Here is a 14,049-nt window from a genome sequence, read left to right as displayed (position 1 = left end):
CGATCTCCTGTGATCGAAAGTGAGAAGAAGGGGTGGTGGATGCCGGCGCGCGAGAGTCGGCGCGCCGGCATCCGGTCAGGCGGCGCCCGGAGCGGATGCCGCGGCCTCGGAGGCGAGGAAGGCGCGTCGCGCGGCGCGACGTTCTTCCTGCTTGTCCGGGTCGGGCACCGGAGCGGCCATGAAGAGCCGCTGGGTGTACGGGTGTTCGGGTTCCGAGGTCACACGGTCGCCGTCGCCGTACTCGACGATCTCGCCCCGGTACATCACGGCGACGCGGTGGCTGACGTGTCGCACGACGGCGAGGTCGTGCGTCACGAACAGATAGGCGACGCCGGTGCGCTCCTGGATCTCGACGAACAGGTCGAGCACGCGTGCCTGCGTCGACAGGTCGAGCGCCGAGACGGGCTCGTCGCAGACGATCAGTCGGGGCTCCAGCGCGAGCGCGCGGGCGATCGCGACGCGCTGCCGCTGCCCGCCCGAGAACTCGCGTGGGAGCCGGTCGCGCGCGTCGGCGGGGAGGCCCACCTGGTCGAGCAGGTCGCGCACGCGGGTCCGTGCCGTCGTCTTCGCGATGCCGGCGGCCCTCAGCGGCTCGATGAGGATCTCCTCGATCGTCATCGACGGGTTGAGCGACGAGTACGGGTCCTGGAAGACCACCTGGATCTCACTGGTCAGCGTGCGGCGCTGACGTCGGGTGAGATGCGAGATGTCGCGCCCGTCGTAGGTGATCGTGCCGCCGGTGACGGGTGCCAGCCCGAGCGCCGCACGGCCCAGGGTCGTCTTCCCCGATCCCGACTCGCCGACGAGGCCGACGGTCTCGCCGGGCAGGATGTCGAGCGAGACGCCCTTCAGGGCGCGGAACGGTTCGGCGCGGAAACCCTTGCCGGGGTATTCGACGACGAGATCCGTGACCTCGAGCAGCGGAGCGGTCATGCCCGTGCTCCCTTCGTGACGAGCGGACCGCGGGCGGGACCCTCGTCGAGGATCGCGTCCAGCAGTGCCTGGGTGTAGGGGTGGCGGGCGTCGTTGAAGATCGCCCGGACGGGGCCCTGCTCGACGAACCGGCCGTTCTGCATGACCGTGACCCGGTCGCAGAGGTCGGCGACGACGCCGAAGTTGTGCGTCACCAGGAGCATGGCCATGTTCCGTTCGGATTGCAGGTCTCGGAGCAGATCGAGTACCTCTGCCTGGACCGTGACGTCGAGCGCCGTGGTCGGCTCGTCCGCGATGATCAGGTCGGGATCGGTCGACACCGCCCCCGCGATCAGCACGCGCTGGGCCATGCCGCCCGAGACCTCGAACGGGTAGGCCTCGAAGGTGCGCTGCGGCTGCGGGATGCCGACGCGGGCGAGCAGATCGAGCGCGCGCTGAGTGGCATCCTTCTTCGACAGACCCATGTGCGCCCGCAGCGGCTCGACGAGCTGGCTGCCGATCGTGAACGACGGGTCGAGGTTGCTCATCGGCTCCTGCGGGATGTACCCGATCCGCTTGCCGCGGATGCCGGCGTACGCCCGGTCGTTCGCGTCGGCGAGCTCGGTGCCCTCGTAGAGGATCGAGCCCCCCGTGACGTGACCGCCGCGGGGGAGGAGTCCCAGCACGCCGAAGGCGGTCTGGGTCTTGCCCGATCCCGATTCGCCGATGAGGCCGTGGACCTCGCCGCGGCGGATGTCGAACGAGACGCCGTGGACGACCTCGATGTGCGAGCCGTCGGGCTGGTCGTAGCCGACCTTCAGGTCGCGCACCTCGAGGACCTTCTCGCTCGCCTTGCTGCGCGCGTCCTCGGGGTGGCGGATGACCTCCGCGTTCTCGATGACCGGCAGTTCGTCGAGGTCTTCGATGGGGTCTCCGCCGCCGGTCGAGATCGACGTGGTCACAGCGGCGATCGATCCGGTCGCCGTCGACACGGCGCGGCGGCGCTTGCGGCGCACCGAGACGGTGCGCTCGAGCTCGTCGCGCATGACGTTGGCGAGCAGGGTGAGAGCGATGCAGACGAGGGCGATGGCGATGGACGGCCAGATCAGCAGGAACGGCGTCCGGTTGATGCTCTTGAAGCCGTCGCTGAGCATCGCTCCCCAGGTGGGCACCTGCGGGTCGCCGAGCCCGAGGAACTCGAGTCCGGACTGGATCGCGAGCGCGATGCCCGCGATCACCGAAGCCTGGATGATGATCGGCGCCCGCACGACCGAGAGGACGTGGCGCCCGATGATGCGGGTGTCGCTGAGGCCTGAGACTCGGGCCGCATCGACGTACAGCTCGTCTCGTACCGCCGTGACCGCCGCGTAGACGAGCCGGAAGAACGAGGGGGCGAGGAGCAGGCCGAAGATGAACATCGATGTCCACACCGAGGGCCCGAGGACCGCGCGTGCGGCGAGGAGGACGACGATGCCGGGCAGTGCCATGTTCAGCTCGGTGATCCACGTCGCGACCGTGTTGAACCAGCCCTGGTAGTAGCCGGCGATGAGGCCGCTGATGACGCCGATGACGATCGCGACGACGACGGCGAGGAGAGCGGCGGCGATGCTCGTCTGAGTGGCTGCGAGCAGGCGTGACCACACGTCGCGGCCGCTCGAGTCGGTGCCGAGCAGGTTCGGGCCGCCCGGTGCGGCGAGCACATTGCGGATGTCGACGTAGTTCGGGTCGAGGGGAGCCAACTGCGGACCGATGATCGCGATGATCGCGACCAGGAGCAGGAAGGCGGCTGCCGCGACTCCGAGGGGGCGCTTGAGGATGCGCCGGAAGAGGTTCATCCTGACGGGTGCCTTGCCGGGAGCCGGCACGGCGAGGGGTGTGGAGAGTTCGCTCATGACAGTCTCACCTTCGGGTTCAGAGCGGCCTGGGCGAGGTCGATCAGCAGGTTGACGATGATGACGAGGATCGCGAATGCGATCACGAGTCCCATCACGACGGGGATGTCGCCGAGCACCGTCGAGCGGACGCTGAGCTGCCCCATCCCCGGGATCGCGAAGATCTGCTCGACGACGACGGCGCCGCCGAGGAGCCCGACGAACTGCAGGGCGAGGACGGCGAGGGCGGGGCCGCCGGCGTTGCGGAGCACGTGCTTGTAGATCACCGACCGCTCGCTGAGCCCGCGCGCTCGAAGGGTGCGGACGTAGTCGCGGGAGGTCGCATCGATGACCGACCCGCGCACCTGCACCGCGACGGAGGCGATCGCCCCGATCGACAGGGCGGTGATCGGGAGCGTCACCGACGAGAGCCAGCCGGTGAGCGAGGTGCCGATGGGGATGTACCCGGTTGCCTTGAACAGCTGGAGGTTGACGGCGAAGACGAGCACGAGCATGAGGGCGATGAGGAAGCCCGGGATCGCGAAGCCGACGAGGGAGACGAGCTGGACGGCTCCGTCGACGGCGCCGCCGCGGCGGGCCGCGAGGACGCCGAGGACGATCGCGATGACGGCCGAGATGAGGGTGGCGCCGACCACGAGCGACAGTGTGACCGCGAGGCGGGTGCTCACGCTGACGCTGACCAGTTCGCCGGTGAACCAGCTGCGACCGAGGTTTCCCGTGAGGGCGGAGGAGAGCCAGTCGCCGAACTGCACGAGGAGGGGGCGGTTGAGCCCGAGTTCCTCGGTCTTCTTTGCGACCGTCTCGGCGGTCGCATTCTCACCGAGGATGCGGCGGGCGATGTCACCGCCTCCTGCGTACAGCAGGAAGAAGGAGAGCGCGGAGATGACCGCGACGAGGACGACGCCGGAGACGACGCGCCTGATGATGAATGACAGCATGATGCCTTCCCGAGAGTGGTCGTCGGGTGGCGGCGACGGGGCCGCCGCCACCCGACGGATCGATCAGTTCTTCGGCGCGAAGTCGAAGATCGACGGGTAGGCGTTGGTGGGCCAGAAGGTGAGGTCCGTGGTCGCGTCGGTCGCGAACGAACCCTGCACGCGGTAGAACGGCGCGAACCAGGCCTGGTCGACGATGTACTTGTTGAGCTCCTTGGCGGCGGCCGTGGCCTCCTCCTCGGTGCCCCGCTGGATCGTCTCGATGTATCCGTCGACGGTGTCGTCCTGGTACTTGAACGGGTTGAACGTGGCGTTCGGCGCGATCATGAAGTTGATCAACTGCCAGTCGGGGTTCTGCTCCAGCGCCATCCAGGTCGCCGGGTACTTCGGGGCGAGCATGTCGGTGATGAAGTTGCTCGCGCCCGGGTCGGTGTACTTGACGGTGATCCCGATGTCCGACAGCTGCTGGGCGACCAGGTCGAACGTTGTCTGGAAAGCCGGCGTCGACATCATGTTCAGCGTGAACCCGTCGGGGTAGCCGGCCTCGGCGAGGAGGGCCTTCGCGGCATCCGGGTCGTACGCGTAGGTGCTGTCGAGCGCAGCGTCGTACGCGGCGGACGTCTCGGGGAAGACCTGCTCGGTGACGGAGCCGTACCCGCTCTGCAGCGACTGCAGGAGCGCCTCACGGTCGAACGCCATGTTGATCGCCTGGCGGACCTTGAGGTCGGCGAGCTCGGGCGCCATCGTGCCGGCACGGTCGAGCAGCAGCAGCCCCTGGAAGTCGAGCTCGTTGGACTCGATCGTCCAGCCCGCGGCTTCGACATCGGCGATCGTGTTGTTGTCCGCGATCTTGGCGCCATTGGCTTCGCCCGCACGGATGGCGTTGAGGATCGCTGTGGTGTCTTCCATCACGTTGATCGTCAGGTTCTCGTACTTGACGGCGTCCTTGTTCCAGTAGTCGGGGTTGGCCGTGTAGTTGTACGTGGTGCCGGTGACGCTCGACGCGGTGTCGAGGATGTAGGGGCCCGAGCCGACCGGCGCCGTCGCCGAGTTGTCGTCGTCGAAGCTCGACGGTGCCTGGACGAGGCCGGGGGCGATCGAGAGGAGGTTCTCGAGCGAGGGGTCGGGAGCGTCCTGCGTGATCGTCACGGTGGTCGCGTCGGGGGCGGCGAACTCCTTGCCCGCGAGGGTGGCGGCCTGCGGTGAGGTGCCGTCGCGGAAGCGCTCGAGGCTGCCCACGACTGCGTCGGCGTCGACCGCCGTGCCGTCGGTGAACTTCGCGTCGTCGCGAAGGGTGAGGGTCAGGACGGTGTTGTCCTCGTTGTACTCCCACTTGGTGGCGAGGTTGGGCTGGATCTCGCCGGAGGAGTCTTTGCGCAGGAGCGTGTCGAACACGGCCTCGAAGAACTCGCTGCGGTTACCCCATTCGGCGCCGGCGCCGATGTCGTAGCTCGTCGGCGCGGCGATCGAGATGAGGGTGAGCCGATCGGCTTTCCCTCCTTCACCGCTGGTGTTCGTCGTGTCTCCACCGGCGCATCCGGTCAGTGCGAGAGCTGCGACGACGGCGACGGCTGCTGTGGCCTTCCATCGGAACATCATTGTCCTCATTTCGGGTGGCGATACCCCTGCGGATCGCTCTGGCCCGGACGCTAGCAGCAATTTCTAGTGGGCACTAGGTTTTCAGAATGAAAATCTAGCCATCGCTAGGTTTTTGTTATCGAACCGTGCAAACTGGCCCCGATGATCGTTCACGGGAGCGGTCTCAGAGAATCGATGGTGATGACGAACACGGACTCGATAGCGCCGGCGCACGTGCGGCGACGGGGCACGTATGCCAAGACGGAGGCGACGCGACAGGCGATCCTGGACGCGGCCCTGGAGGTCTTCTCCGGCTCCGGCTACCGATCCGGATCGCTGCGGGAGATCGCGGTCCGCGTCGGCATGAGCGAAGCCGGTCTGCTCCACCACTTCCGCAACAAGAGCGCGCTCCTCGAGGCGGTCCTCGCGGCCAAGGACGACCGTGCGCGCTCGATCGTGCCGTCGGACTCGGAGGACGGCGCGGCTGTCCTCCGCGGCCTCATCACCCTCGCCGAGTACAACATGTCGATCCCCGGGGTCGTCGAACTCTTCGCGACGCTCTCCGCGGAGGCGACGGCGCCCGACCATCCTGCGCACGCGTATTTCGTCCGGCGGTACGCGTTCACGCGCACCACCATCGAGCGCGCGCTCACCAACCTCGAGCGCGACGGTCGTCTCCGCCACGGGATGACGCCTCGGCGCGCAGCGATCACGATCATCGCGCTCATGGACGGTCTCCAGATCCAGTGGTTGCTTGATCGCTCCGTTCTCGACATGGCCGACGAGCTCCGAGCGCTGTTCATGACGTTCGCCGACATCGATTGGGATGCCGAGCCGGGCGGTTCCGGCGCCGAAGAAGACGACCCCGCGGAGGACACCCCCTCATGACCCGCACCACGCTGCACGACGGCTGGACCGTCGCACCCAAGCTCGGCCCCTTCGAATCCCACCCCGACGGCGCCGGTCCCGTCGCCGTCGGGCTCCCGCACGACGCGCTCCGTGACCTCCCGCGCTCGGCCTCGGAGGTCCAGGGCGTCCACAGCGGGTACACCCCCGGCGGAGCGTTCGAGTACGTCCGCCCGCTCGAGGTTCCGGAGTCCTGGCGCGACAAGACGGTGCGCATCGAGTTCGAGGGCGTCTACCGCGACGCCGTCGTGTTCCTCAACGGTGAGGTCGTCACGCACGAGGCCAACGGCTACGCCGGCTTCTCCGCCGAGCTCGACCCGTTCCTGCGCTTCGGCGAGACGAACACGCTCACCGTCGAAGCGCGAGCGCACCGCGACAGCCGGTGGTACAGCGGAGCAGGCATCTATCGGCCCGTCCACCTCGTCGTCTCCGATCCGGTACACATCGCGAAGGACGGTGTGGTCGTGACCACGCCCGACGTCGACGACGAGCGCGCCGTCGTCGCGGTCGCAGTCGCCGTCCGCAACGCGACGCGGCACACGCGCGAGACGCGGATGGCCTGGACGGTGACGGGGCCCACCGGCACGGTCGCGGCATCCGGCTCCTCTCCGGTCACGGTCCTCCCCGGAACGGATGCCGTCGCCCGAGCTCGCCTCGTGGTGGATCGGCCGCTCCGCTGGCACCCCGATCATCCGCACCTCTACTCCCTCCGGACGACGGTGACGGATGCCGCCGGTGCCGTCCTCGACGAGGAGGTCACCGTCTTCGGCATCCGGACTCTGCAGCTGGACCCGCGGAACGGTCTGCGAATCAATGGGCGGACCGTGAAGCTCCGCGGCGCGTGCGTGCACCACGACAACGGCCCTCTCGGGGCGGCGACCTTCGACGACGCGGAGGACCGTCGCGTACGTCTTTTGAAGGTTGCCGGGTTCAACGCCCTCCGCAGCGCCCACAACCCGATGAGCCGGGCCATGCTCGATGCGTGCGATCGTCACGGTCTCGTCGTGATGGACGAGCTCGCCGATGCGTGGACCCGGGCGAAGGCGCCGCACGATGCGACGACCACCTTCCCCGAGCGGTGGAAGCGGGATGTCGCCGGTCTCATCGCGAAGGACCGCAACCATCCGAGCGTGGTCATGTACTCGATCGGCAATGAGATCCTCGAGCTCGGCACCCCGGTCGGGTCCACGTGGAGCCGCCGGCTCGCCGAGCGCGTCCGTGACCTCGACCCGACCCGCTTCGTGACGAACGGCATCAACGGCGTCATCGCCAACCTGCCGAGGATGGCGGAGGCGCGCGAGCAGGTCGAGGACGCCAACACGATGATGGCGAACATGGGCGACGCGATGGGACTCATGAACGCCTCGCCGCTGGTCAGCGCCTCGATCGAGGAGTCCGCCGCGGTGCTCGACATCGTCGGCCTGAACTACGCGGATTCCCGGTACCGGCAGGATGCCGTCGACCACCCGAACCGCATCATCGTCGGATCCGAGACCTTCCCGCAGCGCATCGACGTGATGTGGTCGCTCGTGACGGAGCTGCCGCACGTGATCGGGGATTTCACCTGGACAGGGTGGGATTACCTCGGCGAGGCCGGGATCGGCCGCGTCGACTACACGGACGAGCCCGGGTACGAGTCCACCGGCACCGCCGGGCCCTACCCCTACCGTCTCGCCGAGTCCGGAGACATCGACATCACGGGTCACCGTCGGACGATCTCGTACTACCGCGAGGTCGTCTACGGCCTGCGCACCGATCCTTACATCGCCGTCCACCGTCCGCAGCATCATGGCCGTCCGACCGAGACGACACCGTGGTCGTGGACCGACACCGTGTCGACGTGGAGTTGGGATGCCGCGCCGGGCGCCCCGGTGACGGTGGACGTGTATGCGGACGCCGACGAGGTCGAACTGTTGCTCGATGGCAGGAGCATCGGATCGGCGGCCGTCGGCGTCGAGAAGGCCTTCATCGCCCGGTTCGAGACCGAGTTCCGCCCCGGCGAGCTCGTCGCCGTCGCCCGGCGCGCGGGCGAGGAGATCGGCAGGCACGTCCTCCGCGCCGCCGGCACCCCGCGCCTCCACGTCCGCGCCGAACGCGACGAAGTCGCGGTCGGCGGGCTCGCTTTCGTCGCGATCACCCTCGCGGACGACGACGGCATCGCCGTCGCCGACCGCGACTTGCCGGTCGAGGTCTCCGTCTCGGGCCCGGCTGTCCTGGCAGGTCTCGGGTCGGGGCGGGCGCGCACCGAGGAGTCGTTCGGCGCCTCCTCGTACACGACGTACGACGGTCGCGTGCTCGCGGTGGTCCGCGTGGACGGGCCGGGCGAGGTCGTCATCACCGCATCGGCTGACGGCTACGAGGACGTTCGCGCGGCGGTGCGCGGCGTCTGACGCGGGCTGCCGCTGTTCAAGGGACGCTTCATGTCGCTCGGATGCCTCGCGAACGGCACGTGGGGTCCCCGGAACCGCCGAGGCGGCGGCGGTCACGTCCGTCGAGCCGCGGCATCCTTCGGGGTCGCCGTGTCGGCACCGGGCAGTCGGATCGGAGTAGTCGCGGCGACCTCGTCGCTGAACTCCTCGGGAGCGACGACGCTGATCGGCCGGGTCTCGTCGATCGTCACTGCGAAGCGACGCGACTCGTGACGGTGGAGTCGACCCGAGAACAGCAGCCACCCGCCGCCGACGGCGAAGGCGATGAGGGCGGCGGCCGCACCGAGGAGGATCGCGGCGCGCGGGCCGAACTCGTCGGCCGCCCAGCCCACGATGGGAGCGCCGAACGGGGTGCCGCCCATGAGGATCGCCATGTACAAGGCGAGCACCCGGCCGCGAAGGGCCGGTTCGGTGGTCGTCTGCACGTAGCCGTTGGCGGTGGTCAGCGTCGTGACCGTGGCGAACCCGATGAGCATGAGCGTCGCGGCGTAGGCGATGTAGACCGGCATCGCCGCCGACAGCGCTGACGCGACGGCGAACAGTCCGAGCCCGCCGATGACGAGGCGCAGCCGTGCGCGGTCGCGGCGCGCGGCGAGCAGTGCTCCCGCGAGCGACCCGATGGCGAGGATCGAACTGAGGATGCCGTACCCGTCGGCCTGCTGCCCGAACTCGATCGCCATCGTCGAGGCGAGGATCGGGAAGTTCATGCCGAACGCGCCGAGCAGGAACACCATGATGAAGGTCACGATGAGGTCGGGTCGGCCGCCGACGTAACGCAGGCCGTCCGCCATCCGCGCGGCGCTCCGCAGCTTCGGCCGGGGCGCGAGTTCCGCGCTGCGGATGAGGCTCAGGGCGATCAGCATGGCGAGGAACGTCAGGGCGTTGAGCAGGAACACCCACCCTGTGCCGACGGCGACGATGACGAGGCCCGCGACGGCGGGCCCGATCATGCGGGCCGTGTTGAAGGATGCCGCGTTCAGGGCGACCGCGTTCGATGCGTTCTCGCGGGCGACGAGGTCGGACACGAACGCCTGGCGCGTGGGGTTGTCGAAGGCGGCGACGACGCCGAGCGCGAAGGCGAAGGCGTACATGGTCCAGAGGTTCATGCTGCCCATCAGCAGCAGGACGCCGATGGTGAGACCCAGCAGCATGAGCGAGCCCTGCGTGAAGAACAGCAGCTTGCGGCGGTCGAACCGGTCGGCCACGAGCCCGGTGACGCCCACGAGCAGCAGCGGCGGCGCGAACTGCAGCGCCATGGTGATGCCCATGGCCGTCGCGTCGTTGTCGGTCAGCTGCGTCAGGACGACCCAGCTGAGGGCGGTCGCCTGCATCCAGGCGCCCACGTTCGAGACGAGGGCGCCGATGAACCAGACCCGATAGTTGAACACCGAGAACGAACGGAACATGGCGGAACTCATCGGCCGGCCACCTCCTGCATGATCGCGGCGGCCCGGGCGAGCGTGGCGCGCTGCGACGCCGACAGCTCTTCGAAGGCGTGCTCGAGCCACGAGTCTCGGCGGCGGACGGTCTCGACGACGACGTCGCGCCCGGGCTCCGTGAGGTCGATGACGACCTTCCGCCGATCGTTCTCGTCGGGGGTGCGGGTGAGATACCCGAGTTCTTCGAGACAGTTGACCGTCCGGTTCATCGACGGTGCCGACACGCGCTCCCGCTCCGCCAACTCGCCGAGGGTGTGGGGCCCGTGGACGTTGAGGGCGGCGAGGACGGCGAACTGACCGTCGCTCATCGTGTCGACCGCACGCTGCGACCGGAGGCGACGAGCGAGGCGGAACGTCGCCATGCGGAAATCGGATGCCGCATGGGCCAGATCCGTCGTCGTGTCGTCGGGTGCGCTACTCATAGATCGTTAGCATAGCTCATTAGTTTGGCTAACGGCTGGGAGGAGAGCTCTCCCGGCCCCTAGGATTCGACCCATGCCCGAGTTCATCGATGCACACGGCATCGCGATCGTCTACGACGTCCATCCGGCCCAAGGGGCACTGCGCGGCGTCGTCCAACTCCTCCACGGCGTCGGCGAGCACGCCGGCCGCTACGGCGGCGTCATCGCCGCGCTCACGGCCGACGGCTTCACCGTCTACGCCGATGACCACCGCGGCCACGGCCGCACCGGACTCCGCCAGCACGGCGGCGACCACTCTCGTCTCGGGCGGCTCGGAGCCGGCGGCCTTCGCGCCACGGTCACCGGCCTGCAGCAGTTCACCCAGATCATCCGCGACGAGAACCCCGGGCTGCCGCTCGTCCTTCTCGGGCACTCGTGGGGCTCGTTCCTCGCGCAGAAGCTCGTGAACCTCGACCCGCGCGCCTACGACGCCGTCGTCCTCTCCGGGTCGTCCCTCCTCTGGCCCGGCGCCCTCAACGCCGCGCCTCTCAACAAGCGTTGGGCGGGACCCGGTGCGACCGGGGCCGAGTGGCTCTCGACGGATGCCGCGGTCGGCCGCGCCTTCCTCGACGACCCGCTCACGACCCTCGTCCCCCTCCCGAAGCTCTTCGGGCCGCTCGATACGCTGCGGCTCATCGGCAAGCCCCGCAAGGACCTCGGCGTCGCCCTTCCCGTGCTCCTCCTGGTCGGCCGGGACGATCCGGTCGGCGGCCCGCGGAGCGTCCACCGCCTCGCCGAGGCCTACCGCTCCCGCTCCGGGCTGACCGACGTGACGACGCTCGTCTACCCCGACGCCCGGCACGAGATCTTCAACGAGCGCTGTGCCCCGGAGGCCTTCGCCGACCTCGTCGCCTGGCTCGATGCGCGCATCGCGCGCCGGGATGCGGCATCCGTCGCCGACAGTGCACCCGCGCCCGCCGCGGACACGGGAGAATAAGACCATGCACGGCGAGTACAAGGTCCCTGGCGGCAAGTTGGTCGTCGTCGACCTCGAGGTGGAGGACGGCCGCATCGCGGACTTCCACCTCGCAGGCGACTTCTTCCTCGAACCCGACGACGCGCTCGCCGACATCGACGCGGCGGTGACGGGCCTGCCCACTGAGGCCGATGTCGCGACGATCGCGGCCGCCGTCCGCGGTGCGCTCCCCGAGGGCGCCCAGCTGCTGGGCTTCACGCCCGAGGCCGTCGCCACCGCCGTCCGCCGGGCACTCATCGTCGCGCCCGGTTGGTCGGAGTTCGAGTGGGAGGTCATCCACGAGAAGGCCGTTTCGCCGGCGATGAACCTCGCGCTCGACGAGGTCCTGACCGCTCGCGTCGGCGACGGTCGCCGGACACCCACGCTCCGCATCTGGGAATGGGATCAGTCCGCTGTCGTCATCGGTTCGTTCCAGTCCCTTCGCAACGAGGTCGACCCCGACGGCGCCGCGAAGCACGGCTTCCAGGTCGTCCGCCGGATCTCCGGCGGCGGAGCGATGCTCATGGCAGCGGGGTCGATCGTCACCTATTCGCTGTACGTGCCGGCATCCCTCGTCGCAGGGCTCACCTTCGCGGACTCGTACGCCTTCCTCGACGACTGGGTGCTGCACGCGCTCCGCTCGCTCGGGATCGACGCGACCTACCAGCCGCTCAACGACATCGCGTCGTCGAAGGGCAAGATCGGCGGCGCCGCGCAGAAGCGTCTCGCCAACGGGGGAGTGCTGCACCACGCGACCCTCAGCTACGACATGGACGGCCAGGTGCTGACCGAAGTCCTCCGGATCGGGCGTGAGAAGCTCTCCGACAAGGGCACGGCCTCCGCGGCGAAGCGGGTCGACCCCCTCCGCAGTCAGACCGGCCTGCCGCGCGCCGAGATCATCGAGCGCTTCATCGAAACCTTCACCTCGCTCTACGGCGCGAAGCCGGGGTCGATCTCCGCGGAGGAGTACGCCGAAGCCGAGGCACTCGTCGAGTCGAAGTTCTCGACGGACGCCTGGCTCCGCCGCGTTCCGTGACCGTCGAGATCCACCTCGGCGACAACCTCGAGGTCGCCCGGCGACTGCCGGACGCGTCGTTCACGCTCGTCTACCTCGACCCGCCCTTCAACACGGGGCGCACGCAGGAACGCGCGATCGAGTCCGCGGTCCGCACGGAGGGCTTGCAGCCCGACCCCGACGCGCCCGCACCGGCCGGCGGCCCGGTCAAGGGCGGATTCCGCGGCACGTCCTACGCCCGCACCCGCGGCGCGCTGAAGCTCTACGACGACCGGTTCGACGACTACTGGGGCTTCCTCGAGCCGCGGCTGCGCGAGGCGTGGCGGCTGCTCGCCGACGACGGCACCCTCTACCTGCACCTCGACTACCGCGAGGCGCACTATGCCAAGGTGATGCTGGATGCCGTCTTCGGCCGCGACTGCTTCCTCAACGAACTCATCTGGGCCTACGACTACGGTGCGAAGTCCCGCAAGCGCTGGCCGAGCAAGCACGACACGATCCTCGTCTACGTGAAGGACCCGTCCGCGTACTTCTTCGACTCGGATGCCGTCGACCGAGAGCCCTACATGGCGCCCGGTCTCGTCACGCCCGAGAAGGCCGCGCGCGGCAAGCTGCCGACCGACGTCTGGTGGCACACGATCGTCCCCACGTCCGGGCGCGAGAAGACCGGCTACCCGACGCAGAAGCCCGAGGGGATCCTGCGCCGCATCGTGCAGGCGTCGAGCCGTCCCGGCGACCGCGTGCTCGACCTCTTCGCCGGGTCCGGCACGACCGGTGCGGTCGCCCATGCGCTCGGCCGTGACGCCGTCCTCGTCGACCACAGTCCCGACGCGCTCGCCGTCATGCAGGCGCGCATCCCCGAGGCCGTCGTCGTCGGCTGAGCCCCGGCATCCGCTCGCCTGTCACGACGCGCCGTCGGCGGGCGCGGTTCGGGACAGGGGAGCGTCGTCAGGGGCGACGGATGCGGGGAGCCGCAGCGCGCAGGCGCGACACGTCGGCGTCGTCGAGGAGCTCCCGCGGCACGATGATCGCCGGTCCCGTGAGTCCGGTGATCCGCACCATGACCGAGTTCGGCGCCGTCGAGACGCGCCAGATGGCGGATGCCGCGACCGTGAGGCTCGTGGCCGAGGTGGTCACCGTCAGGCCGGCGTCGGTCGCCGCGACGGTGAGGCGGTCTCCGTGCGGGTAGATCCCCTCGATGACGCGGGTGAGTTTCTGCGACCCCATCCGGCGGACGGAGAAGAGGGCGATGACGAGGATCACGGCCCAGAACCCGGCGATCACGAGGGAGCGGAAGTTGCCGTTCAGGGCGAACATCCCGACGCCGAGCAGCAGGAACAGGGCGATCCCGGCCGCCCATAGCCCGGGCTCCTTCGTCCGCTGATGGTCGCGTGCCAGCCGTGCGGTCAGCGCACGGTTGATGACCATCGACTTCCCCGTCGTCGTCTCCTGCACTGCAGCATCCGCCATGGCGACCCCCTCGCTCGTGCCTTCATCGTGGCATGCGGCCTGCCCACGCACCAGCGC

Annotated in this window: 12 protein-coding genes; 5 read left to right on the top strand and 7 right to left on the bottom strand. The window is 69.2% G+C overall.

Going from position 1 to position 14,049, the window contains the following annotated elements; genetic code table 11:
• Nucleotides 1–75: 75 nt before the first annotated feature.
• From ABQ271_RS12880 to ABQ271_RS12865, 4 genes are all read right to left on the bottom strand, one after another.
• Complete coding sequence (locus ABQ271_RS12880; protein ID WP_349309132.1) at nucleotides 76–933, bottom strand: ATP-binding cassette domain-containing protein; 858 nt, start codon at nucleotides 931–933, stop codon at nucleotides 76–78.
• Nucleotides 930–2,804: a dipeptide/oligopeptide/nickel ABC transporter permease/ATP-binding protein gene (locus ABQ271_RS12875; RefSeq protein WP_349309131.1), complete on the bottom strand. Its 1,875-nt coding sequence runs from the start codon at nucleotides 2,802–2,804 to the stop codon at nucleotides 930–932. The genes ABQ271_RS12880 and ABQ271_RS12875 overlap by 4 nt, the downstream gene beginning before the upstream one ends.
• Nucleotides 2,801–3,742 carry an ABC transporter permease gene (locus tag ABQ271_RS12870; RefSeq protein ID WP_349309130.1) on the bottom strand — a complete coding sequence of 314 codons (942 nt, stop codon included), beginning with the start codon at nucleotides 3,740–3,742 and terminating at the stop codon, nucleotides 2,801–2,803. The genes ABQ271_RS12875 and ABQ271_RS12870 overlap by 4 nt, the downstream gene beginning before the upstream one ends.
• Nucleotides 3,743–3,805: 63 nt before the next feature.
• A complete protein-coding gene (locus ABQ271_RS12865; protein WP_349309129.1) occupies nucleotides 3,806–5,335 on the bottom strand; it encodes an ABC transporter substrate-binding protein in 1,530 nt (509 codons plus the stop codon).
• Nucleotides 5,336–5,518: 183 nt separating this feature from the next.
• Here ABQ271_RS12865 and ABQ271_RS12860 point away from each other — a divergent pair, with 183 nt between their 5' ends.
• Nucleotides 5,519–6,205: a TetR/AcrR family transcriptional regulator gene (locus ABQ271_RS12860; protein WP_349309128.1), complete on the top strand. Its 687-nt coding sequence runs from the start codon at nucleotides 5,519–5,521 to the stop codon at nucleotides 6,203–6,205.
• Nucleotides 6,202–8,613, top strand: a complete 2,412-nt coding sequence (locus tag ABQ271_RS12855; RefSeq protein WP_349309127.1) for a glycoside hydrolase family 2 TIM barrel-domain containing protein — start codon at nucleotides 6,202–6,204, stop codon at nucleotides 8,611–8,613. The genes ABQ271_RS12860 and ABQ271_RS12855 overlap by 4 nt, the downstream gene beginning before the upstream one ends.
• Before the next feature lie 92 nt (nucleotides 8,614–8,705).
• On the opposite strand, the gene ABQ271_RS12850 is transcribed toward ABQ271_RS12855, so the two are convergent.
• Both ABQ271_RS12850 and ABQ271_RS12845 read right to left on the bottom strand, forming a co-directional pair.
• Nucleotides 8,706–10,070, bottom strand: coding sequence for an MFS transporter (locus ABQ271_RS12850; RefSeq protein ID WP_349309126.1), 1,365 nt, complete (start codon nucleotides 10,068–10,070; stop codon nucleotides 8,706–8,708).
• A complete protein-coding gene (locus ABQ271_RS12845; RefSeq protein WP_349309125.1) occupies nucleotides 10,067–10,513 on the bottom strand; it encodes a MarR family transcriptional regulator in 447 nt (148 codons plus the stop codon). Before ABQ271_RS12845 ends, ABQ271_RS12850 begins: the two co-directional genes overlap by 4 nt.
• A 73-nt stretch (nucleotides 10,514–10,586) precedes the next feature.
• Here ABQ271_RS12845 and ABQ271_RS12840 point away from each other — a divergent pair, with 73 nt between their 5' ends.
• Genes ABQ271_RS12840 through ABQ271_RS12830 form a run of 3 tightly spaced genes read left to right on the top strand, consistent with a single transcriptional unit; the run spans nucleotide 10,587 to nucleotide 13,403 of the window.
• Nucleotides 10,587–11,489, top strand: coding sequence for an alpha/beta fold hydrolase (locus tag ABQ271_RS12840; RefSeq protein ID WP_349309124.1), 903 nt, complete (start codon nucleotides 10,587–10,589; stop codon nucleotides 11,487–11,489).
• A gap of 4 nt (nucleotides 11,490–11,493) precedes the next feature.
• Complete coding sequence (locus ABQ271_RS12835) at nucleotides 11,494–12,543, top strand: biotin/lipoate A/B protein ligase family protein (protein ID WP_349309123.1); 1,050 nt, start codon at nucleotides 11,494–11,496, stop codon at nucleotides 12,541–12,543.
• Complete coding sequence (locus ABQ271_RS12830) at nucleotides 12,540–13,403, top strand: site-specific DNA-methyltransferase (protein WP_349309122.1); 864 nt, start codon at nucleotides 12,540–12,542, stop codon at nucleotides 13,401–13,403. The genes ABQ271_RS12835 and ABQ271_RS12830 overlap by 4 nt, the downstream gene beginning before the upstream one ends.
• Nucleotides 13,404–13,470: 67 nt before the next feature.
• Here the strand turns inward: ABQ271_RS12830 and ABQ271_RS12825 are convergent, their stop codons facing one another.
• Entirely contained in the window at nucleotides 13,471–13,992 is a 522-nt protein-coding gene (locus ABQ271_RS12825; protein ID WP_349309121.1) for a YcxB family protein, read from the bottom strand.
• Nucleotides 13,993–14,049 lie beyond the last annotated feature (57 nt).

Source organism: Microbacterium sp. MM2322, from assembly GCF_964186585.1.
In the GTDB taxonomy this organism is placed as follows: domain Bacteria; phylum Actinomycetota; class Actinomycetes; order Actinomycetales; family Microbacteriaceae; genus Microbacterium.
The sequence above is the reverse complement of the archived record's forward strand: the minus strand, read 5'-3'. Positions and strand labels throughout refer to the sequence as shown.